Origin of the sequence: Streptomyces verrucosisporus, assembly GCF_017114865.1 — a bacterium.
Classification (GTDB): domain Bacteria; phylum Actinomycetota; class Actinomycetes; order Streptomycetales; family Streptomycetaceae; genus Streptomyces; species Streptomyces fenghuangensis.
Genome location: NZ_JADEYH010000037.1, coordinates 19,470 through 40,912 on the forward strand (window position 1 = coordinate 19,470; position 21,443 = coordinate 40,912).

The following is a 21,443-nucleotide window of genomic DNA, read 5'->3' on the forward strand; positions in this document are numbered from 1 at the left end:
TTTCGTTTCCATGATCGCTCCGGGTACCCGCGTTCGGCAGGGGTCACTGGTCCCTTTTCCGGGGCCCGACGTCCCGCGCGGCGGGGAAACGGCCGGCCCGCGGTGCCCCGGTGGGGCGCCGCGGGCCGGTGGTCCGCCGCGGGGAGGCGGGCTCACCGCAGCCAGGGGAGGCTGCGGACCAGGGGAAGCCGGGCCCACCACCGGCCCAGCCCCCAGGTGTCGCCCGCCGCCACGACCGCCAAGACGATCATGACGGCCGCGTACATCACGTGGTAGTTCACGACCGGGTTGGTCGACATGCTGGGGCTGCCGTCCGACAGGTGCCGGGCCGGGGGCCACTCCGCGGCCCACATCAGCGCCATCATCACGGTGCCGGCGACCGCCGTGAGCCGCAGTGCGACGCCGGCGGTCAGGGCGAGGCCGATGCCGAGCAGGCCGAGCATGAACAGCCAGTCCGCCCAGGCGGCCCCGGCGATGCCGTGGAAGAACGACTCCAGGGGGCCGGCGGCAACGCCGCTGAGGAAGCCCTTCGTGGGCGAGCCTCCCTCGGTCCAGGCCCGCTCGGCGGGGGTGGCGTAGCCCAGGCCGAAGGCCTTGTCCGCGAACGCCCACAGGAAGACGAACCCGGTCGCGAAGCGGACCCCGGCCAGGACGCGGGCCGCGGTCGACGCCGCCGGCACCACGGCCGTCGCGGCCGCCGTCCCACCGGACGCGGGTGCGGTCCGGGTGGTGCGCCGCACCGGGAGGTGGAACCCCCGGTGTCCGTGCGTGTGGCCGTGGACTGCCATGTCGCTCATCCCCTTCGCGGAAATCCGGCCCGCCGTTCGGGCACGTTCACACCGTCTCGCGACGGCGGCCCCGGCAGCAGGGGTCCGCGGGCCCGTGCGCGGGGGCCGAAAGTCCCCTTCGAGGTCCCCGTACGGCCCCTGCCCCGGCGGGCCGGGAAATCCGACGATGACGATGAGGCACCACTTCCCGGTCGCGGGAGTACAACGGAACTAGAGGCAGCGGCGGCGGACCGCCACGGCACCCGTACCGGGAGCGGACGCCCGCGCGTACACCGCCCGCTCGGCACCAGGGAGGTCCGCCATGATCGTCACAGCCAACAACCTGCTCGGGGCACTGCCCCCGGAGAACCGCGAACGACTGCTGGAACTCGCCCGCGAGGTCTCCTTCCCCGCCGGCGCCCGTATCTCCGAGGAAGGCCACCGGGCCGACCGGTTCTGGGTGATCCGCACCGGCTCGGTCACCCTCGACATGCGGGTGCCCGGCCGCCGCCCCGCGGCGGTGGAGACCCTCTCCCACGGCGACCTGCTGGGCTGGTCCTGGCTCTTCCCGCCCTACACCTGGCAGCTGGGCGCCGAGGCGCTCAGCCCGGTGCGGGCCCTGGAGTTCGACGCCGCCCGGGTGCGGGAGCTGTGCGAGGCCGATCCAGTGCTGGGGCGCGCGGTGGCCCTGCGGATGGCCGAGATCATCTCGCACCGGCTGCAGGCGGCCCGCACCCGGCTGCTGGACCTGTACGGGCCCTACGGCAGCGGCCCCATGCCGTGACACGCGCCCGGGCACGCCACGGCAACGATTCTTCGAGGAGGGTCTCATGGACGGTACGGACAGCACGGCCGGCGCGTTCGGCGCGTTCGGCGCGGACACCGGCGGCGGCGCGGACGGCGTGCCGCACGCCCCGCACACCGTCGGCGACGTGATGAGCCAGACCGTCGTCTCCATCGGGCGGGACGCCCCGTTCAAGCAGATCGTGATGACCATGGAGCAGTGGAAGGTCAGCGCTCTGCCGGTGCTGGAGGGCGAGGGCCGCGTCGTCGGCGTCGTCTCCGAGGCGGATCTGCTACCCAAGGAGGAGTTCCGGGACGGCGACCCCAGCCGCATGGAGCAGCTGCGGCGCCCCGAGGAGCTGGCCCGGGTGGGGGCGGTGACCGCGGGCGAGCTGATGACGGCGCCGGCGGTCACCGTCCACGCCCGCGCCACCCTGGCCGAGGCGGCGCGCGTCATGGCGCGCCGGCGCGTCAAGCGGCTGCCCGTGACCGACGCCGACGGTCTGCTGGTCGGCGTCGTCAGCCGCGGGGACCTGCTGAAGGTCTTCCTGCGCCCGGACGAGGACATTGCCCGGGAGGTGCGCCGGGATGTCGTCGAGCCCCTCTTCCCCGGCGGTGGCCGGGGCGTGGGGGTGCGGGTGGCGGACGGTGTCGTGACCTTCACCGGCGAGATCCGCAACACCGCCCTGGTTCCGGTGGCCGCCCGGATGGCGCGGTCGGTGGAGGGGGTGGTGGACGTCGGGTTCGACCTGGGGCGGTCCGCGTGAGGTGAGCGGCCGGCGGCACGGCGGGCGTACCGGGGCGGCCGCCGGGACCGGGCGGCCGCGAGCTCCCGCCGCTCGCGTGGGCGGCGGGACCGTTGGACCCTGGCGCCGGACGGGCGGGGCGGGGCAGGATCATGGAGTGGGGTGCGTGCCCCTGACCGACGGCGTGAAGGATCCCTATGACCCAGGCCCAGCAGTTCTCACCACAGGACCCGATCCGGGTGTTCCTCCTCGACGACCACGAGGTGGTGCGGCGCGGCGTGCACGACATGCTGGACGCCGAGCCCGACATCGAGGTGGTCGGCGAGGCCGGCACGGCCGAGCAGGCCCTCGCGCGCGGCCCGGCCCTGCGCCCGCACGTGGCCGTGCTGGACGTGCGCCTGCCCGACGGCAACGGCATCGCCGTCTGCCGCGAGCTGCGCTCGCGGATGCCGGAGCTGGCCTGTCTGATGCTGACCTCGTTCGACGACGACGACGCGCTGCTGGACGCGATCATGGCCGGCGCCTCTGGCTACGTCCTCAAGCAGATCAAGGGCTCGGACCTGATCGCGGCCGTGCGCACCGTCGCCTCCGGGCAGTCCATGCTGGACCCGGCGACCACGGCGCGGCTGATGAACAGCCTGCGGGTGCAGGACGCCGAGGAGCCCGCCGAGGAGCCGCAAGACGCCGCGCTGGCCTCGCTGACGCCCCGCGAGCGCGACATCCTGGCCCTGATCGGCGAGGGGATGACCAACCGGCAGATCGGTCGGCAGCTGTACCTGTCCGAGAAGACGGTCAAGAACAACATCTCCCGGCTGCTGGCCAAGCTGGGGGTGGAGCGGCGGGTCCAGGCCGCCGTCATCGCCACCCAGACCGCCCCGCAGGCCCCGCGGCAGCCGCACTGAGCGGGGTGCGCGCGAGCGGTGGGCGCGTGCGGGGGCGGGGCCGCCCTGCCGGGCGGCGGGGGCGCCCGGCAGGCGGGCCCCGCCCGATTTCGCCCCGGATGGGGCCGACCGGCCCTATCCCCGCCCGGGCGGCGCGCGCACCATGGACGCATGCACCGACACGACGGCTTCCGCGAACTCGACCGGCGGGAGTGCCTGGACCTGCTGGGACAGGTCCCTCTGGGACGCATCGTCTACACCGAGAACGCGCTGCCCGCCGTCCTCCCGGTCAACTTCTTCCTGGACCGCGACCAGGCCGTGGTCCTGCGCACCTCGGGTGCGTCCCGGATGGCCCGCGCGGTGGACGGCAGCGTGGTCGCCTTCGAGGTGGACCGGTTCGACGAGGCGACACGCTCGGGCCGGAGCGTGGTCGTCACCGGGCGTGCCTCGCTGGTGACCGATCCCGGTGAGGCCGAGCGGCTGGGCCGGTCCGGGCCGCTGTCCTGGGCCCCGGTCGAGGACGGGGTCCATGTGCGGATCGAGGCCGAGCTGGTGACCGGCCGGCTGCTGGAGGACGTCTCGCCCGCCGGGACCCTCTGAGCCTTTCGCCCCCGCGCGGGCGCCCTGGCCCTCCCGGCCGGGTCCTCATCCGGGCGCCCCGGCCGACCGACCCCGGGGCCAGGGCCGATCGGCCCTGTTCGGCCGCCGGGCCGGGGCTTTCCGGCCGGGCGGCGGGGGCTCTCCGGCCCCGGCCCGGCGGGCGGGGGGCCGCATAGCGTTCCGGCCATGGTGAACGACGAGAACGCGGGGGCCCGGACGGTCCGCGGTGAACGCGACTGGCCGCTGGCCGCGCGCCGGCTGCTCAGCCGCCGCGAGGTGTCGGCCGACGGCCGCGCGGTGTACGGAACGGGCGACGAGAAGTGGGAGGGCTTCTACCGGGACCGCTGGTCCCACGACAAGGTGGTGCGCTCCACCCACGGGGTGAACTGCACCGGGTCCTGCTCCTGGATGGTGTACGTCAAGGACGGGATCATCACCTGGGAGCACCAGGCCACCGACTACCCCTCGATCGGCTCGGACTGCCCCGAGTACGAGCCCCGCGGCTGCCCGCGCGGCGCCTCGTTCTCCTGGTACACCTACTCCCCCAGCCGGGTGCGCCACTCGTATGTGCGCGGCACGCTGCTGAGGATGTGGCGGGAGGCCCGCGGCCGGCTGGGCGATCCGGTGACGGCCTGGGCGGAGATCACCGGCGACCCGGAAAGGGCCCGCGCCTACAAGCGGGCGCGCGGCAAGGGCGGTTTCGTCCGCGCCGGCTGGGACGAGGTGGCCGAGCTGGTCGCCGCCGCGCAGGTGCACACCGTCAAGGAGTACGGCCCCGACCGGGTGGCGGGCTTCTCCCCGATCCCGGCGATGTCGATGGCGTCGTTCGCCGCCGGGGCCCGGTACCACTCCCTGATCGGCGGCACCCTGCTGTCGTTCTACGACTGGTACGCCGATCTGCCGGTCGCCTCGCCGCAGGTCTTCGGCGACCAGACGGACGTGCCGGAGGCGGCCGACTGGTGGAACGCCGGCTATCTGATCATGTGGGGCTCCAACATCCCCGTCACGCGTACGCCGGACGCGCACTTCCTGACCGAGACCCGCTACAACGGCACCAAGGTGGTGGCCGTCAGTCCCGACTACGCCGACAACGTCAAGCACGCCGGCGAGTGGCTGTCCCCGCATCCGGGCACCGACGGGGCGCTGGCGATGGCGATGGGCCATGTGATCCTGCGCGAGTTCCTGGTGGACCGCGAGGTGCCCTACTTCCGGGACTACCTGCGCGCGTTCACCGGCGCCCCGTTCCTGGTCACCCTGCGCGAGCGTGCGGACGGACTCGTGCCGGACGGGTTCCTGACCGCGGCCGACCTCGGCGGCGCCGAGGCCGGGGCGGAGAACGCCGGCTCCAAGACCGTCCTGCTGGACAGCCGCACCGGCGAGCCCGTCGTGCCGAACGGCTCGCTCGGCTTCCGCTGGGCCGGGACCGGTGAGGGGCGCTGGAACCTGGACCTGGGCGATGTCGTGCCCGAGCTGAGCCTGCTGGAGCCGACCGGGGAGACGGCCGCGGTCGCGCTGCCCCGGTTCGACGGGGGTGCGACCGAGGGCGGCGGCAGCATGGTGCGCGGCGTCCCCGTGCGCCGGGTCGGCGGGAAACTGGTCACCACCGTCTTCGATCTGATGCTCGCCCAGTACGGGGTGGAGCGCCCCGGTCTGCCGGGCGACTGGCCGACCGGCTACGAGGACGCGGAGCGGCCGTACACCCCGGCCTGGCAGGAGACGATCACCTCCGTCCCGGCGGTGCAGGCGGCCCGGATCGCCCGCGAGTTCGCCCGCAACGCCGAGCGCACCGGCGGCCGCTCCATGATCATCATGGGTGCGGGCACCAACCACTGGTTCCACTCCGACACCATCTACCGTGCCTTCCTGGCACTGACGACCATGACCGGCTGCCAGGGCGTCAACGGCGGCGGCTGGGCCCACTACGTCGGCCAGGAGAAGGTCCGCCCCGTCACCGGGCTGCAGCACCTGGCCTTCGCGTTCGACTGGCAGCGGCCGACCCGGCACATGGCCGGCACCTCGTACTGGTACCTGAACTCCGACCAGTGGCGCTACGAGGCGTTCGGGCCCGGCGAGCTGGCCTCTCCGCTGGGTGAGGGGCTGTTCAAGGGCAAGGCGTTCGCGGACTGCCCGGCGCAGGCGGTGCGGCTGGGCTGGACGCCGGGACACCCCGCGTTCAACCGCAACCCGCTGGATCTGGCGGACGAGGCGAAGGCCGCGGGCCGGCCCGTCCCCGAGCACATCGTGGACGAGCTGAGGTCCGGGCGGCTGCGGTTCGCCGCCGAGGACCCGGACGACCCGGCCAACTTCCCCCGCGTGCTGACGGTGTAGCGGGCGAACCTGCTGGGCTCCTCCGGCAAGGGCAACGAGTACTTCCTCAAGCACCTGCTGGGCACGGACGCGGCCGTGCGCTCCGGGCAGACGCCGCCCGAGGGGCGTCCGCGGGAGGTGGTCTGGCGCGAGGAGGCGCCCGAGGGCAAGCTCGACCTGCTGGTCACCATGGACTTCCGGATGACCTCCACCGGCCTGCTCTCCGACGTCGTGCTGCCGGCCGCCACCTGGTACGAGAAGGACGACCTGTCCAGCACGGACATGCACCTCTTCGTCCACGCCTTCACCCCGGCCATCGCCCCGCCCTGGCAGGCCCGCACCGACTACGACACCTTCCTGACCCTCGCCGACCGGTTCAGCGAACTGGCCGAGGAGCACCTGGGCACCCGCACCGACGTCCTGGCCGTGCCCCTGCTGCACGACACCCCCGACGAACTCGCCCAGCCCGGCGGGGTGGTGCGCGACTGGAAGGCCGGCGAGTGCGAGCCGGTGCCCGGCCGGACCATGCCCAAGCTGGTGACCGTCGAGCGGGACTACGCGGCGGTCGCGCAGAAGATGCGTGCCGTCGGGCCGCTGCTGGACACCCTGGGCACCACCACCAAGGGCATCACCGTCCACCCGGACCAGGAGATCGGCGAACTGCGCCGCCGCTGCGGGACCGTCCGCGACGGGGTGGCCGCCGGCCGGCCCTCCCTGGCCACCGCCTCCGACATGTGCGAGGCGATCCTGGCCCTGTCCGGCACCACCAACGGGCGCCTGGCCACCAAGGGCTTCCGCGAACTGGAGCGGCAGACCGGCAGTGAGGGCCTGGTGGAGCTGTCCGCCGAGCGCGAGGCCGAGCGGATCACCTTCGCCGACACCCGCGCCCAGCCGCGCTCCGTGATCACCTCGTACGAGTGGTCCGGGTCGGAGACCGGCGGCCGCCGCTACTCGCCCTTCGTCATCAACACCGAGCACCTCAAGCCCTGGCACACCCTCACCGGCCGCCAGCACTTCTTCGTCCAGCACGACTGGATGGCCGAACTCGGCGAGTAGCTGCCCGTCTACCGGCCCCCGCTGAACACGCCCCGGCACTACGGCGACGAGCACCTGCGCGAGGACGGCCGGGCCGAGGTCACGGTCCGCTACCTCACCCCGCACTCGAAGTGGTCCATCCACTCCAACTACCAGGACAACAAGTACATGCTCGACCTCTCCCGGGGCGGTCCCGTGATCTGGATGTCCCGGGAGGACGCCGAGAGGATCGGTGTGAGGGACAACGAGTGGATCGAGGCGTACAACCGCAACGGCGTCGTCGCCGCACGGGCGGTGGTGACCCACCGCATGCCCGAGGGCACAGTGCACATGTACCACGCCCAGGACCGCAACGTGAACGTGCCGAAGACCGAGGTCGGCGGCAGGCGCGGCGGCATCCACAACTCGCTGACCAGGCTGCTGCTCAAGCCGACCCATCTCGCCGGCGGCTACGCGCAGTTCACCTACGCCTTCAACTACTACGGACCGACCGGCAACCAGCGCGACGAGATCACCGTCATCCGCCGCCGCGACCAGCGAGTGGAGTACTGAGATGCGCGTGATGGCCCAGATCGCGATGGTGATGAACCTCGACAAATGCATCGGGTGCCACACCTGCTCGGTCACCTGCAAGCAGACGTGGACCAATCGCAGCGGCGTGGAGTACGCCTGGTTCAACAACGTCGAGACCAAGCCCGGCGTCGGCTATCCGCGCCGCTACGAGGACCAGGGGCAGTGGAAGGGCGGCTGGATGCTGGACCGGCGCGGGCGGCTCGTCCTGCGCTCCGGCGGCCGGGTCAGGCGGCTGCTGTCGCTGTTCTCCAACCCGGATCCGCCCTCCCTGGAGGACTACTACGAGCCGGTCACCTACGACTACGACAACCTCGTCAGCGCCCCCGCCGGGCCGGACATGCCCGTCGCCCGCCCCCGCTCGGTGCTCACCGCCACCGTCGGGGCGCTGCCGCCCTCCCCCGCCGCCGAGCGTCTGGCCGCGTTCACCGGGTGGTTCGCCGGGCAGGAGCCGGACGCGCTGGAGCGGCACTACGTCGAGACGTTCGACCTGCGGCGCCGCAGCGGCCTCTACCTCACCTACTACCTGCACGGCGACACCCGCCGCCGCGGCATGGCTCTGCTGACCCTCGCCCAGCGCTACCGCGCCACCGGCTGGGAGGCCGACGGCGGCGAGCTGCCCGACCACCTCCCGGTCGTCCTGGAGTACGCCTCGCTGGCCGGACCGCGCGCGGGCGAAGACCCGCTGCGCCTGCACCGGCGCGGGCTGGAGCTGATTCACCACGCGCTGGCCGACGGCGGCTCCCCCTGCCGGCACGTGCTCGCCGCGCTGCTGACCCTGCTGCCACCCGCCACCGAGGCCGATCTGAGGGCCGTCGCCGAGCTCGCCACCCAGGGCCCGCCCGCCGAGGACGTCGGACTCGACCCGTACGGGGCGGGCGAGTTCGCGCCGCCGGGCGCGTTCGTCCCGCCCCGGCAGGCCCCGCCCACCCTGATGCCGCCCCCGTCGACCCCGGAAGGCCCCCGATGAGCACCGCACCCGCATCCGCACCCATGGCCGCGGCGAGCGGCGCCGAACTCCTGCTGTGGGTGGCCGTCCCCTACATCTGCCTCGCCGTGTTCGCGGTGGGACACGTCTGGCGCTACCGGCACGACCAGTTCGGCTGGACCTCCCGCACCAGCCAGCTTCTGGAGCACCGGTGGCTGCGCTGGGGCAGCCCGCTGTTCCACCTGGGCGCCTTCATGGTGATCGCCGGACACGTCGTCGGCCTCGCCGTGCCGGCCTCGTGGACGGAGGCGGTCGGCGTCGACGAGCACACCTACCATCTGACGGCCGTGTGGGCGGGGTCGGTCGCCGGGGTGGCCATGGTGGCAGGGCTCGGCATGCTCTGCGCCCGCCGGCTGCTGACCCGCCGGATCCGGCTGGGCACCGACCGGAGCGACAAGGTCCTCTTCCCGCTGCTGTCCGCCACCGTCGTGCTGGGCATCGCGGCGACCGCCGCCCACAACGTGTTCGGCGCGGGGTACGACTACCGCTCCACCGTCTCCGTCTGGTTCCGCGGCCTGTTCGCCCTCCAGCCGCAGCCGGAGGCGATCGCCGGAGCGCCGCTGCTGTTCCAGCTCCACGCCCTGACCGCCTGCCTGCTCTTCGCCGCCTGGCCGTTCACCCGGCTGGTGCACGTCTGGTCCGCCCCGGTCGGCTATCTGGCCCGGCCCTATCTGGTCTACCGGAGCCGGAGCGGCGCCGCGGTCCCGGCCCCCGGTGCGGGGCGCCGAGGCCCCGCACCGGCGGGCACAGGTCCGGCGGCCGCACGGGGAGCCGGGCGTGACGGCCGCGCCGGCCCCGCGGGCACAGACCCCGCGGGAGGAGAGCACCGGGGAACCCGGGAGCGCCGCGCCCGCGCGGCGCTCCCCCTGGGGGCGGGCCGGGCGACGGCCCTGGTCATCACCCTCGCCGGACTGGTCGGCTGGCTGGCCTCCTTCCGGCTGACCGCCGACGGCTGGCGGGTGCTGGGCGACCCGGTCTACCGGCCGTCGTGCGACATCAGCCCCGTCGTCGGCTGCGGCAGCGTGCTGTCGAGCCCGCAGGGCAGTGTGCTGGGCTTCCCCAACATGCTGCTCGGTCTGGGCGCCTTCGCCGCCGTCGCGGCCCTCGGCGCCGCCCTGCTCCTCGGGGCGCGTCTGCACCGGGCTCTGTGGCTGGCCCTGAACGCCGGGGCGCTGGCCGGGGTCGTCCTCGTCCACTGGCTGATCCATCAGTCGCTCTACGAGCTGGACCGGATCTGCCCGTACTGCGCCGTGGTGTGGGCCGTCACCGTCCCGCTGTTCTGGTACGTGACCCTGCACAACCTCCGGCACGGCGTGCTGCCGGTACCGCGCCGCGCGCGGGGCACCCTGCACGCCGTGCCGGAGCTGCACGGCGTGGTCCTGGCGACCTGGTACGCCGTCGTCGTGCTGCTGGTCCTGACCCGCTTCTGGGACCACTGGGCCGGCCTGCTTTGAGACGGCCTGGCGGCCTGGCGCGGGCGCGGTGACGGGGCGGGCCCGCGCCGGGCCGCCCGGCGGGACCGGTCCGGCGGGGTCAGTCCAGCCGGACGGTGAGCAGCACCAGGGCGTCGGTGTCGGCGGTCAGCCGGTGGCGTTCCGCGGGGATGGCGATGAGGTCCTCCGGGCCCAGCTCCCACTCCCGCTCGACGGTGCTCAGCGTCACCCGGCCGGTCAGGCACAGCAGCGTCGCGGCCCCGGGCGTCTGGTGCTCGGCCAGTCCGTGGCCGGAGGCCAGCGCCATCAGTGTCACGCTGAGGCCGGGGACCTTGACGACGGTCTGAGCCTTCCGCCCGGAGTCGGCCGCTCCCGCCTCGGCCAGCAGCCACTCCCCCTGGGCCTTCAGCCCGGCCACCTCTCCGGCGGGGTGTTTCTCGCGGTCCGGCTCGGGGCCGCCCTGCGGAGTGATCATCGGACACGCTCCCATCCGCGCCGGGTGGCACGCGAGCCCAGCTGCGTGTCCCGGCTGCGGTAGACGATGTACGGACGGGTGAGGTACCCCAGCGGAGCGGTCAGCATGTGCACCAGCCGGGTGAAGGGCCAGACCGCGAACAGGGCCAGCGCGCTGATCACGTGGAGCTGGAACAGCAGCGGCACGCCGACCATCAGCGCGGGGTCGGGCTGAAGGTAGAAGATCGACCGGAACCAGGGGGAGATGGTGGTCCGGTAGTCGTAGCCGTCGTCGACGACGTTGGCGGCCACCGTGGCGGCCAGCCCCAGCACCAGTGCCGCGGCGAGCATCAGGTACATCAGCTTGTCGTTGCGGGTGGTGGCGCTGAAGACCGGGCCGACGGTGCGGCGCCGGTAGATCAGGATGGCCATCCCGTCCAGTGTGCTCACACCCGCGATCAGCCCCAGCACGACGGCGGTGACGTGGTAGGTGTGCTCGCTCACCCCCGCCGCCTCGGTCCAGCTGTTGGGGATGAGCAGGCCGATGACGTGGCCGATCAGCACCACCAGGATGCCGAAGTGGAACAGCGGGCTGCCGATGCGCAGCAGCCGGCTCTCGTGGAGCTGGGAGGATCGGGTGGTCCAGCCGAACTTGTCGTAGCGGTAGCGCCAGACGTGCCCGCCGGCGAACAGCACCAGCGCCACGTACGGCAGGACCACCCACAGCAGGATGTCGAGCGCGCCGGGGCCGGCGGCGTTCTGTGCCAGGTGCGTCATCGGCGGCCTCCCACCGGGTCGGGCATGTACTGGGGCGGTGCGAAGGGCGCCAGGCCCACCTCCTCCTCGGGCGGGCCCTCGGCGGCCAGGCGGGCGACGGCCTCGCGCTCGTCGCCGCCCAGCGGCGGCAGGGTGGCCGAGACGGAGTCCAGGACGTGCGCCCAGGGCGCGCCGGTGTCGTGCAGGGCCAGGCGCAGCAGCTCCAGGCCGGCGCGGTGCTCGGTCAGCAGTTTCCGGCCGGCCTCGGGCTCGCCGGCGGCGAACTCCAGGACGACGGCCAGGTGGTCGGGCAGCTCCTCCTCGGTCAGGCGCAGCCCGGCGGCGGCGTAGGTCCGCTTGATGCGCAGCAGCGCCACCCCGCGTTTGCGGGTGTCGCCGTGGGCGTAGTAGGCCAGGAACGGGCAGCAGCGTCTGCGGTGGTCGAAGACCTCGACGTACTCGGCGGCCAGGCGGGCGGTGCCGGTGCGCTCGGCGTGGTCCAGGAAGCGGTGCAGGGGGGCCGCGACCGGTCCGGGCAGCGCGGCCGCGACCCGGCGGGCCAGCCGTAGGCGGCCTTGTAGTCGGAGTGGATGGACCACTTGTTGTGCGGGGTCAGATACCGCACGGTGACGCCCAGTTCGCCGGTGCTGCCGACCTGGGGCTCGTCGAAGAGGGCGTGCATGTTCAGCGGCGGCCGGTAGACCGGCAGCCACTCGCCCAGCTCCGCCATCCAGTCGTGGTCGAGGAAGAAGTGCTGGCGGCCGGTGAGGGTGTGCCAGGGCTTGAGGTGCTCGGTGTTGATGGTGAAGGGCGAGTAGCGCCGCCCGCCGGACTCCGATTCGGACCACTCCGGGGAGGTGATGACGGGGACGGGGCGGGCCTGGGTGTCGGCGAAGGTGATCCGCTCGGCCTCGCGCTCGGCGGACAGCTCCACCAGGCCCTCACTGCCGGTCTGCCGCTCCAGTTCGCGGAAGCCCTTGGTGGCCAGGCGCCCGTTGGTGGTGCCGGACAGGGCGAGCATCGCCTCGCACGCCTGGACGTCGCGGGCGATGGAGGGGCGGCCGTCGGCCGCGCCGCCGTGGACGGTGCCGTTCTTGCCGCGCAGGTACTCCAGTTCCCGGTCGAGCTTGAAGGTGACGCCCTTGGTGGTGGCGCCCAGGTCGTCCAGCAGGGGGCCCAGGGCGGTCATCTTGTCCGCCACGGCCGCGTAGTCGCGTTCGACGGTCACAGGTTTCGGCATGGTGCGGCCCGGGACGGGCTCGCACTCGCCGGCCTTCCAGTCCCGTACGCGGCCGTGCGGGTTGGCCAGTTCGTCCGGGGTGTCGTGCAGGAGCGGGGCGGCGACCACGTCGCGGAGGGTGCCCAGGTGGTCGGCGGCCAGCCGACTGAAGGCCCTGGCGATGGTGTTGAAGGCGTCCCAGTCGGTGCGGGTCTGCCAGGGCGGGGAGATGGCCGGGTTGAACGAGTGCACGTAGGGGTGCATGTCGGTGGTATTGAGATCGTGCTTCTCGTACCAGGTGGCGGCCGGCAGCACGATGTCGGAGTAGACGGTGGTGGACGTCATCCGGAAGTCCAGCGACAGCAGCAGGTCGAGCTTGCCGGTGGGGGCCTGCTCGCGCCAGACCACGTCCCGCGGGCGGGCTCCCTCGGGCGCCTCCTCGGCGCGCACGGAGGAGTCGGTGCCCAGCAGGTGCTTGAGGAAGTACTCGTTGCCCTTGCCGGAGGAGCCCAGCAGGTTCGCCCGCCACACCGTCAGCACGCGGGGGAAGTTGGCCGGGTCGTCCGGGTCCTCGGCGGCGAACCGCAGCCGCCCGGACCTCAGCTCGTCCACGATGTGCTCGGGGACGGGCCGGCCCGCGGCCTTCGCCTCGTCCGCCAGATCCAGCGGGTTGCGGTCGAAGGTGGGGTAGGAGGGCATCCAGCCCATGCGGGCGGACTGGGCGATGACGTCGGCCGTGGTCTTCCCGGTGAACGTGCCGCCCGCGGAGGCCGCCGAGAGGGTGTCGGCGCTGAAGGGGTCGTAGCGGAACTGGTCGGTGTGCAGGTACCAGTACGCGGTCTGGATCATCTGCCGGGCGGGCCGGTTCCAGTCGGCGGCCGTGGCCAGCGCCGAGTAGCCGGTGATGGGGCGGACCTTCTCCTGGCCGACGTAGTGGGCCCAGCCGCCGCCGTTGACGCCCTGGCAGCCGGTCATGGTGGTCAGGGTGAGGAGGGCGCGGTAGATGGTGTCGGAGTGGAACCAGTGGTTGGTGCCCGCACCCATGATGATCATGGAGCGGCCGCCGGTGCGCTCGGCGTTGTCGGCGAACTCCCGCCCGATGCGGGCGGCCTTCTCCGCCGGTACTCCGGTGACGGCCTCCTACCAGGCGGGGGTGTAGGGCTGGGAGGCGTCCTCGTAGCCGGTGGGCCAGGTGCCGGGCAGCCCGTCGCGGGCGACGCCGTACTGGGCCAGCAGCAGGTCGAAGACGGTGGTGACCGTCTTCCCGCCGATCCGGCGCACGGGGACGCCGCGGCGCAGTGACGCGGCCCGGCCGTCGGGGGTGTCGAAGCGGGGCAGTTCGACCTCGGCCGCCGCCTCGCCGCCGCCGCCGGAGGCGGTGAGCAGCGGGTCGGTGTCGCCCAGTTCCAGGTTCCACTTACCGGCGCCGGACTCGCCCCAGCGGTGGCCGAGCGAGCCGTTCGGCACCACCGGCTCCCCGGTGGCCGAGTCCAGCAGGACCGTCTTGAACTCCGCGTTCTCCGCCTCCGCTTCGGCGCTCCCAGGTGATGATGCCGTCCTTGACGTACACCTTCCACGAGCACGAGCCGGTGCAGTTGACCCCGTGGGTGGAGCGCACCACCTTGTCGTGGGACCAGCGGTCGCGGTAGAAGGTGTCGGCCTGGCGTCCGCCGATGCGGTACAGGGCCCGCCGGTCCCCGGAGACCTCGGCGCGGGTGAAGAAGCGGCGGCTGCCCACCAAGGCTTCGGTCAAATCACCGTCCGGGCCGGGACGTTACTCCCTCTCCGCCCCGGTCTTCCTGTTCCTCGCTCTCACCAGCGCGTCCCTCCCGGGATCGGAAGTCGGTCCACGCACCGGGCCGCGGACGGCCGGGCGCTCACTTCCGAGTGGACGCGATCCCCGCCCCGCTCCGGTGCCGGCCCATTGACTACCCGGAAAGGTTTCCGATCACTCACCGGCGCGTTCACGCGGTCAGGCCGCGGCGGCGGGCATCCCCGCTTCAGCGCCGCCTGCCTGCTGGCCGGCTACGCCTGGCTGGGGCTGGCCGGGGCGCTGTGGCTGCAACGAGGGCGACGACGGCCACGACCTGGTGCTGGAGTCCGGCGCCCGCACCGGCCGGCTCGCCCCCGGCGAACGGGAGACGCTGGACGCCGGGGTCGTCGACCGCGATCTGGAGGGGTGGTGCTCGGTGGTGGGGCACCGGCGGATGGGCATGGTGTTCGGCGTACGGGTCACCGGTGGCAACGCGGCCGGCCCGCAGGATTCCCCGAAGCCCGCAGGCCCCGCGGAGCACGGGGAACAGGGCGGCGCCGACGGGGAGTCGGCCGCCTCCGCGTTCGACCCCATGGCCGAGCCCGCCCCCGGCTTCACCGCCCGTGACGCCGCGCTGCCGCCCGTCTCGGGCGATTCCGGACCGCGCGTCCACCGCCGGACCCTGACGGTGCGCGAGACCGTACGCGAGGTCGCCCCCGGAGTGCGGCAGACCCTGTGGACCTTCGGCGGTACCGCGCCGGGCCCGGTGCTGCGCGGACGGGTCGGCGACACCTTCGAGATCACCCTCGTCAACGACGGGTCGATCGGCCACAGCATCGACTTCCACGCCGGGGCGCTGGCCCCCGACCGGCCCATGCGCACCATCGAACCCGGCGAGTCGCTGACCTACCGGTTCACCGCCGAGCGCAGCGGGGTGTGGATGTACCACTGCTCCACGATGCCGATGTCGCTGCACATCGCCAACGGCATGTACGGGGCCGTCGTCGCCGACCCGCCGCAACTGCCCGAGGTCGACCGGGAGTTCCTGTTGATCCAGTCCGATCTGTACCTGGGCGGGCAGGGTGGCACGGCCGACGCGGACAAGGTGGCGGCCCTGCGGTCCGACGCCGTGGTCTTCAACGGCTACGCGAACCAGTACGCCTACGACCCACCGGCCGTCCGCACCGGCGAGCGGGTACGGATCTGGGTCCTGGCGGCCGGGCCGAACCGGCCGAGCGCCTTCCACGTCGTCGGGGGCCAGTTCGACACCGTCTACCACCCGGCGGGCCGCCCCTTCCACCGGCCGACCATGAAGTGGCCGGCGGGAGGGGCGAGATCGTCACTGGGCTCCTCGGCGAGCGCCGCGTCGACCTCCTCCCGGGCGGCGCGGCGGCCGCGGTAGCGGCCGACGATGTCTTCGTAGTACGCGCGCAGCAGGGCCGCGGAGTCGGGATGCCCGACGGGCAGGGGCGCGATGTCCCAGGAGGCTGATCGTCCGTCGTTCACACGCCTCATCCTCACAGGCCCGCCGCCCCCGCCGCCTCCCGGTTTCCCTCCCGTCCGGGTCCCGGTTCGGGCCGTGGTGCCGCAGGCCGTCGAGCGCGGCCTCCGGCAGCACGTCGGCGCGCTCCTCGGCGGGCCGTCCCCGGCCCTCACCGGGGTCGCCGCGATGCCCGCGTCGAGGGGAGCACCGCGCCTCACGCCGACAGCGCGCGCCCGTCCTCGTCGCCGCTCTCGGCACAGGCGGCGGCCAGGTCGTCCAGGGGGAGGCCCAGTACGGCCGCCAGGGCCGCCACCGTGAAGAACGCCGGGGTCGGCGCCCGTCCGGTCTCGATCTTCCGCAGCGTCTCCGCCGACACCCCGGCCGCCGCGGCGACCTCCACCATGCTGCGCCCGCCGCGCGCTTCGCGCAGCAGCGCACCGAGCCGTTCCCCGCGCTGCCGCTCCCACGGGGTCAGAGGAGTTCTCACCATGACCGTGATACTAATACCGGTATAAGAATTGGAGCGCGCCGACCCGACGCGTTGCGACAGCACGACACGCACAGGGAGAAGTGGCACAGCATGGTGGAGATCAAGACCGATGCGGCACTGGAGGCCATGCGGGAGGCCGGGCGCGTCGTTGCCCGGGCCCTCGCGGCCGCCCGGGACGCGGCGGGCGTCGGCGTGTCCCTGCGGGAGCTGGACGAGGCGGCGCGCGCCGTCCTGACCGAGGCGGGGGCGCGCTCCCCCTTCCTGGGCTACCGACCCTCCTTCGCGCCCACCCCGTTCCCGGCGGTGGCCTGCGTCTCCGTCAACGACGCGATCGTGCACGGCGTCCCGGACGGCTACCGGCTGCGCGACGGCGACCTGGTCAGCGTCGACTGCGGCGCGGAACTCGACGGCTGGACCGGCGACGCGGCCGTCAGCTTCATCGTCGGCACCCCCCGGCCCGCCGACCTGGAACTGGTCAAGGCCACCCGGGAGGCGCTCGACGCGGGTATCGCGGCGGCCACCGCCGGGAACCGGATCGGCGACATCTCGCACGCCATCGGCGCCGTCGCCGAGGCGGCCCGCTGCGGCATGCCACGGGACTTCGGCGGCCACGGCATCGGCCGCCGTATGCACGAGGACCCCCATGTGCCCAACCGCGGGCGCCCCGGGCGCGGGTTCCCCCTGCGGCACGGGCTGGTCCTCGCCATCGAGCCGATGCTGATGGCCGGCGGGAGCGACGCCTACCGCACCGACCCCGACGGCTGGACGCTGCGCACCGCCGACGGCAGCCGGGCCGCCCACATCGAGCACACCGTCGCGGTCACCGACGAGGGCCCGCGCGTGCTCACCCTGCCCTGACCGGGGACGGGGACCGGGGGGACGAAGACGGAGGCGAGGGCGGTGGCGGGCCCGGAGGCGTCAGGCTCCCGGCCGGGCCGGGGACGCGGGCACCGCGGGGCCCCGGCGGGCGATCAGCTGGAAGAGGCGGGCGGTGTGCCGGTAGGCGGGCCGGTCGGTGACCGCGAGTTCCAGCCGCTCCAGGTCGGCGTAGAAGGCCGGGTCGTACTTGCGCTCGTCGTCGGTGATGTAGTCGCTGACGCTGCGGATGCCGTGGTGCGCGGCCCCCGGACAGCCCAGGCCCTCCAGCCGGGAGGCGATCTCCTCGGCGGTGTACAGCGTCATGGCGGTGCCGAAGGTGCGGCCGTCGGCGCGGTCCCGGCCGAGGGCCGCCAGCGCGGCGGCCGGGTCCAGTTCGCGTACGGCCGCGACCAGCGGGGCGGAGTGGCGGTTGACGGCCATCACCGACAGTACGCCGCCCTCCCGCAGCGGCGCCACGGCCGCCGCCGGCATCTCCTCCGCCGCGGCTGGACTCTCCGCGTACTGCAGGACGTTGTGGCACAGCACGACGTCCCAGCCGCCCGAGGCGATCTCCCGCGGCAACTCCTCGACGCGGGCCCGGACGCGGGTGACGCGGTCGGCCACTCCGGCCGCCTCCGCGCGCTCCCCGGCGGCTGCCAGCATCCCGGGGGCGAGGTCCACCACGGTCACGCGGTGGCCGCGGACCGCGAGCCGGACGGCGTCGCCGCCGTCTCCCCCGGCCAGGTCCAGGATCCGCAGGGGACCGTCGCCGAGTCCGTCCAGGTGGCGCAGGAGGTTGGCCTCGGCGAGGGTGAAGCGCAGGCGCCCCCAGGGGGCCTGCTGCCACTGCCGCCAGGCGGCCATGGACGAGTCGAACCTCTGAGCTGTCCCGGACATGCGCAGACCCTAACCCGGGCGCCGACTCGGCGGCCGTGTACCGCAGTTGTGGTCCGTACCAATCCCCTGCCGATGTATTGCCCCCGCGTACCGGGCGGCCCAAGCTGTCGGGCATGGACCTGGAACTGCGGCACCTGAAGACGATCCGGGCGATCGCGGACGCGGGCAGCCTCACCCGGGCGGCCACGGCACTGGGCCTGGCCCAGCCAGCCCTCAGCGCACAGCTCAAGCGGATCGAACGCGCCCTGGGCGGGGCGCTGTTCACCCGCGGCCGGTTCGGGGTCCGGCCGACCGCGCTGGGCGAGCTGGTGCTGGACCGTGCCTGTGTGCTGCTGCCCGCGGTGCGTGATCTCCAGGAGGAGGCCGTACGGTTCGCGCGGGCGTGGGAGGGCATGCCGCGCTTCCGGCTCGGCGGTACGCACGGGCCGCTGCTGGGCGGCCTGGTGGACCGGCTGGCAGAGTCCCATCCACAGGTCGCGGTGACCACGCGCACCTCCTGGTCGGAACGGGAGATCGCCGCGCTGGTGGTCGAGGGGCGGGTGGACTTCGCCCTGGTCGGCGCCTGCGGGGAGAGCCCGCCGCCTGCGGCGGACCGGCTGGTGTGGCGGGAGATCGCCGTCGACCCGGTGTTCGTGATGCTGGGCCGGGACCATCCGCTGGCCGAACGGCGCGAGGTGGAACTGGCCGAGCTGGCCGGGGAGTCCTGGGCGGACGTGCCGGGGGACGGCTGCTTCGCGGACTGCTTCGCCGCCGTCTGCGCCCGCGCCGGGTTCACCCCCGTCCGCGTCTACGAGACCGACACCGCCTCGTGCGTCCATCTGGTGCAGGTGGGGCGGGCGGTGGGGCTGTGCCGGGCGACGTTCCCGCCGGCCCCGGGCATGGTGACCCGCCCGCTGGCCGGGTCTCCGCTGCGCTGGCGGCATCTGGTCGGCTGGCATCCGGGCTCGCCCGCTGCGGGCGTCGCGGGCCCGGTGGTCGCCCAGGCCCGCGCGGCGCACGCCGAGGCCGCCGCCCGCAGCGTCAGTTACACCCGGTGGCTTTCCGAACACCCGGGGTTCGGCGCGACTTCCCCGGCGGGGGTCGGATGAGCGCGGGATGACGATCGGATGAGATCGGACGATACGGCATCGCACGACACGCCGGGGCGCCCGACCGGCGCCACGGCGGCCCGTCCGGCCCCGCCGCCAAGGGTCCCGTAGCAGAACGGAGTTGTGCGGCGGCCGGCGGGCCGCTGGTCGGGGCGTACGCCCGGACGGATGCGGAGTGCCGGTACCACCCCCACGGTGACATCCCCCGGTCCGCTACAGTCCGTCGTCCTGGGAAGTGCCACAAGGGGGCTGAATGCGTCGCGATACATGCCCGGTCTGCGAGCAGCGGGCGCCGGTGACCGACGGGGTCATCGGCCACCACGAGAGCGAAGGCCGAAGCTGCCGAGGAGCGGGCCGGACCGCCGCGGAGGCGGAGGCCCCACGGGAGGACGCTCCGCGTCCCGCCGGGAAGAACCGTACGAGGACGGCCGCGCCTCTGTCCGCGGCCCTGGGGCTGGTCGGCCTGCTCCTCATCGCCCTCGGAGCCGTTCTCGGCTCCGTGCCGCTCCTGGCGGGCGGTGCCGTCCTCCTCGTCGCGGCGGGAGCCGGTGTCCTGCTGAGCCGCCGCGCCCCGGCGGCCGGTGAGCGGACCGCCTCGCAGGGCGGTGCCGGGAAGACGGCCGGGGAGACCGCAGAGGAGAAGGAGAAGACGACGGAGGAGGCGGCGGCCACTGTCCGCACCGAGCCGGAACCGCCGGCCGGGCCGGGGACCGAGCCGGGGCAGGAGACGGAGCGCCGCGAGGAGGAGGAAAAGAAGGAGAAGGAGAGCGCCTCCGGTTCCGTCCTGGTGGAGACGGTCTCCGTGGAGGAGACCGCTCCGGAACGGCTTTCGGTGGGCGGTCTGTTCTTCTCCGACCCCGCTGACTCCGCCTCTCGGCCGGAGCAGTCGGACCGGTCGGACCTGGAGGAGGACCGGTCTCCGGCCCCTCACACGCCGGAGCCCGAGCACAGCACACGGGAACCGGAGGTGCGGGACGACGACTCGCCGGAGCCGGCGACCGGGGTGTCCGGGACGCCGGAGCCGCGTGCCGACGAGCCCGCCTCCCCCACGGTGGAGGCGGTGAAGGCCGAGGCGCCCGCCCCGGAGACCGAAGCCCCCGCCGAAATCCCCGCCCCCCGGGCCGAGGAGACCGCCCCGGTCGTCTCGGACGCCCCGGTCACCGTCGACACCCCGGTCACCGACGAGGCCGCGGAGACCGACGACAGCAAGGCCGCAGCTCCGGAGCCCCCCTCCGGTGACAAGCAGTCCACGCCCGCCGACGCGTCCACGCGAGACGCCGGAGAACCCGCCCAGGCCCCCGCCGCCCCCGTGGCCGAGGCCACGGCGCCCCGCACAGCAGAGGCTGGGACGGAGCCGAAGCCGGCTGCCGAGGATGTCGACGAGGCCGCGCCGGCCGTGCCCGCCGCCACGGAGAACACCACGGGCCCCGCCACGGGGCCCGCCGGGGACGCCGGCGACACCGCCCCGGAGCCCGGACGGACCGAGGGCGAGAACGCCGACGCGCCCGCCGCACGCATCGTGAAGCAGGCGGCTGCGTCACCCGCGGAGGCCGAGGCCCCCCGGGCGCCTGCCGCGGCCGCCGAGCCGCCCGCCGGGCCCGGACCGGACGAATCCGGCGCCGAGCCCGCCGGCGGCCCGTTCGCCCGGCAGGCGGAGGCCGCCGGGATGGACGCCGGGACGCTCCGCGAGATCGCACAGGCCGTCGTCACCGAGCAGAACGCCAGCATGGTCTACGTGCAGCAGCGCTTCTCCCTCTCCCGTACGGCCGCCCGGCGCGCCCTGGACGCGCTCGAGCAGCTCGAGGTGGTCTCGGCTCCGGCCAAGAACGGGCGGCGCAAGGCCCTGGCCACGTCCCTGGACCACCTCGCCCCGGCGGGCAAGCACTGATCCGCGCACTGTTCCGCGCACTGCGGCACGACGGAATCCGCAGGCCACACGGGGCGCGGCGGCTTCCATAACGCGGTGGGGGGAGGGGAGTTGACAGCTCCTCCCCCCACCGCGTCCGCGTCTACGGTTTCGGTCACCCCGACGAAACCGAGGAGAACCACATGCTCCACAGACGCGTCGCAGGCGCGTGCGCGGCCGCCGTGGCGGCCGGCGCACTCGCCCTGACCGGACTGCTGCCGGGCACCGCGACGGCCGACCCCGCCGCCTCCACCCCGCGGAAGGCGGACGCCCACCCCGCCGCCTCCACCCTGTCCTCCGTGCCGCCCGGCCTGCTCAAGGCCATGCAGCGCGATCTCGGCCTCACCGCCGGCGAGGCGAAGGACCGGCTGGTGAACGAGAGCAGGGCCGGAGAGGCCGCCGGGAAACTGCGCCTGGCGCTCGGCGGCGA

General features: G+C 74.0%; 17 protein-coding genes and 6 pseudogenes. 15 read left to right on the forward strand and 8 right to left on the reverse strand.

Annotated elements, in window-relative coordinates; translation table 11 throughout:
* Positions 1 to 152 precede the first annotated feature (152 nt).
* Complete coding sequence (locus tag IQ279_RS25235) at positions 153 to 788, reverse strand: hypothetical protein (protein ID WP_206351637.1); 636 nt, start codon at positions 786 to 788, stop codon at positions 153 to 155.
* A 301-nt stretch (positions 789 to 1,089) separates the two neighbouring features.
* Here IQ279_RS25235 and IQ279_RS25240 point away from each other — a divergent pair, with 301 nt between their 5' ends.
* The 9 genes and pseudogenes from IQ279_RS25240 (at position 1,090) to IQ279_RS25275 (ending at position 10,131) form a co-directional block, all read left to right on the forward strand.
* Positions 1,090 to 1,551 carry a Crp/Fnr family transcriptional regulator gene (locus tag IQ279_RS25240; RefSeq protein WP_206351624.1) on the forward strand — a complete coding sequence of 154 codons (462 nt, stop codon included), beginning with the start codon at positions 1,090 to 1,092 and terminating at the stop codon, positions 1,549 to 1,551.
* A 151-nt stretch (positions 1,552 to 1,702) separates the two neighbouring features.
* Complete coding sequence (locus tag IQ279_RS25245; RefSeq protein WP_241028732.1) at positions 1,703 to 2,317, forward strand: CBS domain-containing protein; 615 nt, start codon at positions 1,703 to 1,705, stop codon at positions 2,315 to 2,317.
* A 176-nt stretch (positions 2,318 to 2,493) separates the two neighbouring features.
* A complete protein-coding gene (locus IQ279_RS25250; protein ID WP_206351625.1) occupies positions 2,494 to 3,198 on the forward strand; it encodes a response regulator in 705 nt (234 codons plus the stop codon).
* A 150-nt stretch (positions 3,199 to 3,348) separates the two neighbouring features.
* A complete protein-coding gene (locus tag IQ279_RS25255) occupies positions 3,349 to 3,777 on the forward strand; it encodes a pyridoxamine 5'-phosphate oxidase family protein (protein ID WP_206351626.1) in 429 nt (142 codons plus the stop codon).
* 186 nt (positions 3,778 to 3,963) lie between these two features.
* A pseudogene (locus tag IQ279_RS25260) lies at positions 3,964 to 7,671 on the forward strand (nitrate reductase subunit alpha).
* 1 nt (position 7,672) lies between these two features.
* Positions 7,673 to 8,062 (forward strand): annotated as a pseudogene (gene narY, locus IQ279_RS28880) (nitrate reductase subunit beta); the annotation flags it as partial.
* On the forward strand, positions 8,054 to 8,659 hold the full coding sequence (gene narJ, locus IQ279_RS28885) for a nitrate reductase molybdenum cofactor assembly chaperone (protein ID WP_372445235.1): 606 nt from the start codon (positions 8,054 to 8,056) through the stop codon (positions 8,657 to 8,659). The pseudogene narY and the gene narJ (IQ279_RS28885), both read left to right, overlap by 9 nt.
* Positions 8,656 to 9,417 (forward strand): annotated as a pseudogene (gene narI, locus IQ279_RS25270) (respiratory nitrate reductase subunit gamma); the annotation flags it as partial. The gene narJ (IQ279_RS28885) and the pseudogene narI (IQ279_RS25270), both read left to right, overlap by 4 nt.
* Positions 9,418 to 9,573: 156 nt before the next feature.
* Entirely contained in the window at positions 9,574 to 10,131 is a 558-nt protein-coding gene (locus tag IQ279_RS25275; protein WP_206351640.1) for a vitamin K epoxide reductase family protein, read from the forward strand.
* Between the two features lie 79 nt (positions 10,132 to 10,210).
* Here IQ279_RS25275 and IQ279_RS25280 read toward each other — a convergent pair whose 3' ends face one another.
* The 5 genes and pseudogenes from IQ279_RS25280 to IQ279_RS28890 all read right to left on the reverse strand — a co-directional run bounded on the left by IQ279_RS25280 (position 10,211) and on the right by IQ279_RS28890 (position 14,279).
* Entirely contained in the window at positions 10,211 to 10,585 is a 375-nt protein-coding gene (locus tag IQ279_RS25280; protein ID WP_241028724.1) for a cupin domain-containing protein, read from the reverse strand.
* Positions 10,582 to 11,340 carry a respiratory nitrate reductase subunit gamma gene (gene narI / locus IQ279_RS25285; protein ID WP_206351627.1) on the reverse strand — a complete coding sequence of 253 codons (759 nt, stop codon included), beginning with the start codon at positions 11,338 to 11,340 and terminating at the stop codon, positions 10,582 to 10,584. The genes IQ279_RS25280 and narI (IQ279_RS25285) overlap by 4 nt, the downstream gene beginning before the upstream one ends.
* On the reverse strand, positions 11,337 to 11,918 hold the full coding sequence (gene narJ, locus IQ279_RS25290; RefSeq protein ID WP_206351628.1) for a nitrate reductase molybdenum cofactor assembly chaperone: 582 nt from the start codon (positions 11,916 to 11,918) through the stop codon (positions 11,337 to 11,339). The genes narI (IQ279_RS25285) and narJ (IQ279_RS25290) overlap by 4 nt, the downstream gene beginning before the upstream one ends.
* Positions 11,894 to 14,071: pseudogene (locus IQ279_RS25295) on the reverse strand (molybdopterin-dependent oxidoreductase); the annotation flags it as partial. The pseudogene IQ279_RS25295 and the gene narJ (IQ279_RS25290), both read right to left, overlap by 25 nt.
* On the reverse strand, positions 13,956 to 14,279 hold the full coding sequence (locus tag IQ279_RS28890; protein WP_505011413.1) for a hypothetical protein: 324 nt from the start codon (positions 14,277 to 14,279) through the stop codon (positions 13,956 to 13,958). The gene IQ279_RS28890 and the pseudogene IQ279_RS25295, both read right to left, overlap by 116 nt.
* On the opposite strand from IQ279_RS28890, the pseudogene IQ279_RS28965 reads away from it, so the two are divergent.
* A pseudogene (locus tag IQ279_RS28965) lies at positions 14,166 to 14,606 on the forward strand (DUF8744 domain-containing protein); the annotation flags it as partial. The gene IQ279_RS28890 and the pseudogene IQ279_RS28965 overlap by 114 nt on opposite strands.
* 22 nt (positions 14,607 to 14,628) lie before the next feature.
* Positions 14,629 to 15,693, forward strand: a complete 1,065-nt coding sequence (locus IQ279_RS25300) for a multicopper oxidase domain-containing protein (protein WP_206351629.1) — start codon at positions 14,629 to 14,631, stop codon at positions 15,691 to 15,693.
* A gap of 295 nt (positions 15,694 to 15,988) precedes the next feature.
* On the opposite strand, the gene IQ279_RS25305 is transcribed toward IQ279_RS25300, so the two are convergent.
* Entirely contained in the window at positions 15,989 to 16,264 is a 276-nt protein-coding gene (locus IQ279_RS25305; protein ID WP_206351630.1) for a helix-turn-helix domain-containing protein, read from the reverse strand.
* 90 nt (positions 16,265 to 16,354) lie between these two features.
* Between IQ279_RS25305 and map the strand changes: the two genes are divergently transcribed.
* Entirely contained in the window at positions 16,355 to 17,122 is a 768-nt protein-coding gene (gene map, locus IQ279_RS25310; RefSeq protein ID WP_206351631.1) for a type I methionyl aminopeptidase, read from the forward strand.
* A gap of 60 nt (positions 17,123 to 17,182) precedes the next feature.
* Here the strand turns inward: map and IQ279_RS25315 are convergent, their stop codons facing one another.
* Positions 17,183 to 18,019 carry a methyltransferase domain-containing protein gene (locus IQ279_RS25315; protein WP_206351632.1) on the reverse strand — a complete coding sequence of 279 codons (837 nt, stop codon included), beginning with the start codon at positions 18,017 to 18,019 and terminating at the stop codon, positions 17,183 to 17,185.
* Between the two features lie 113 nt (positions 18,020 to 18,132).
* On the opposite strand from IQ279_RS25315, the gene IQ279_RS25320 reads away from it, so the two are divergent.
* The 3 genes and pseudogenes from IQ279_RS25320 to IQ279_RS25330 all read left to right on the forward strand — a co-directional run.
* Entirely contained in the window at positions 18,133 to 19,107 is a 975-nt protein-coding gene (locus IQ279_RS25320) for a LysR family transcriptional regulator (RefSeq protein WP_206351633.1), read from the forward strand.
* Between the two features lie 253 nt (positions 19,108 to 19,360).
* A complete protein-coding gene (locus IQ279_RS25325; protein ID WP_206351634.1) occupies positions 19,361 to 20,995 on the forward strand; it encodes a hypothetical protein in 1,635 nt (544 codons plus the stop codon).
* 161 nt (positions 20,996 to 21,156) lie between these two features.
* A pseudogene (locus IQ279_RS25330) lies at positions 21,157 to 21,443 on the forward strand (S1 family peptidase); the annotation flags it as partial.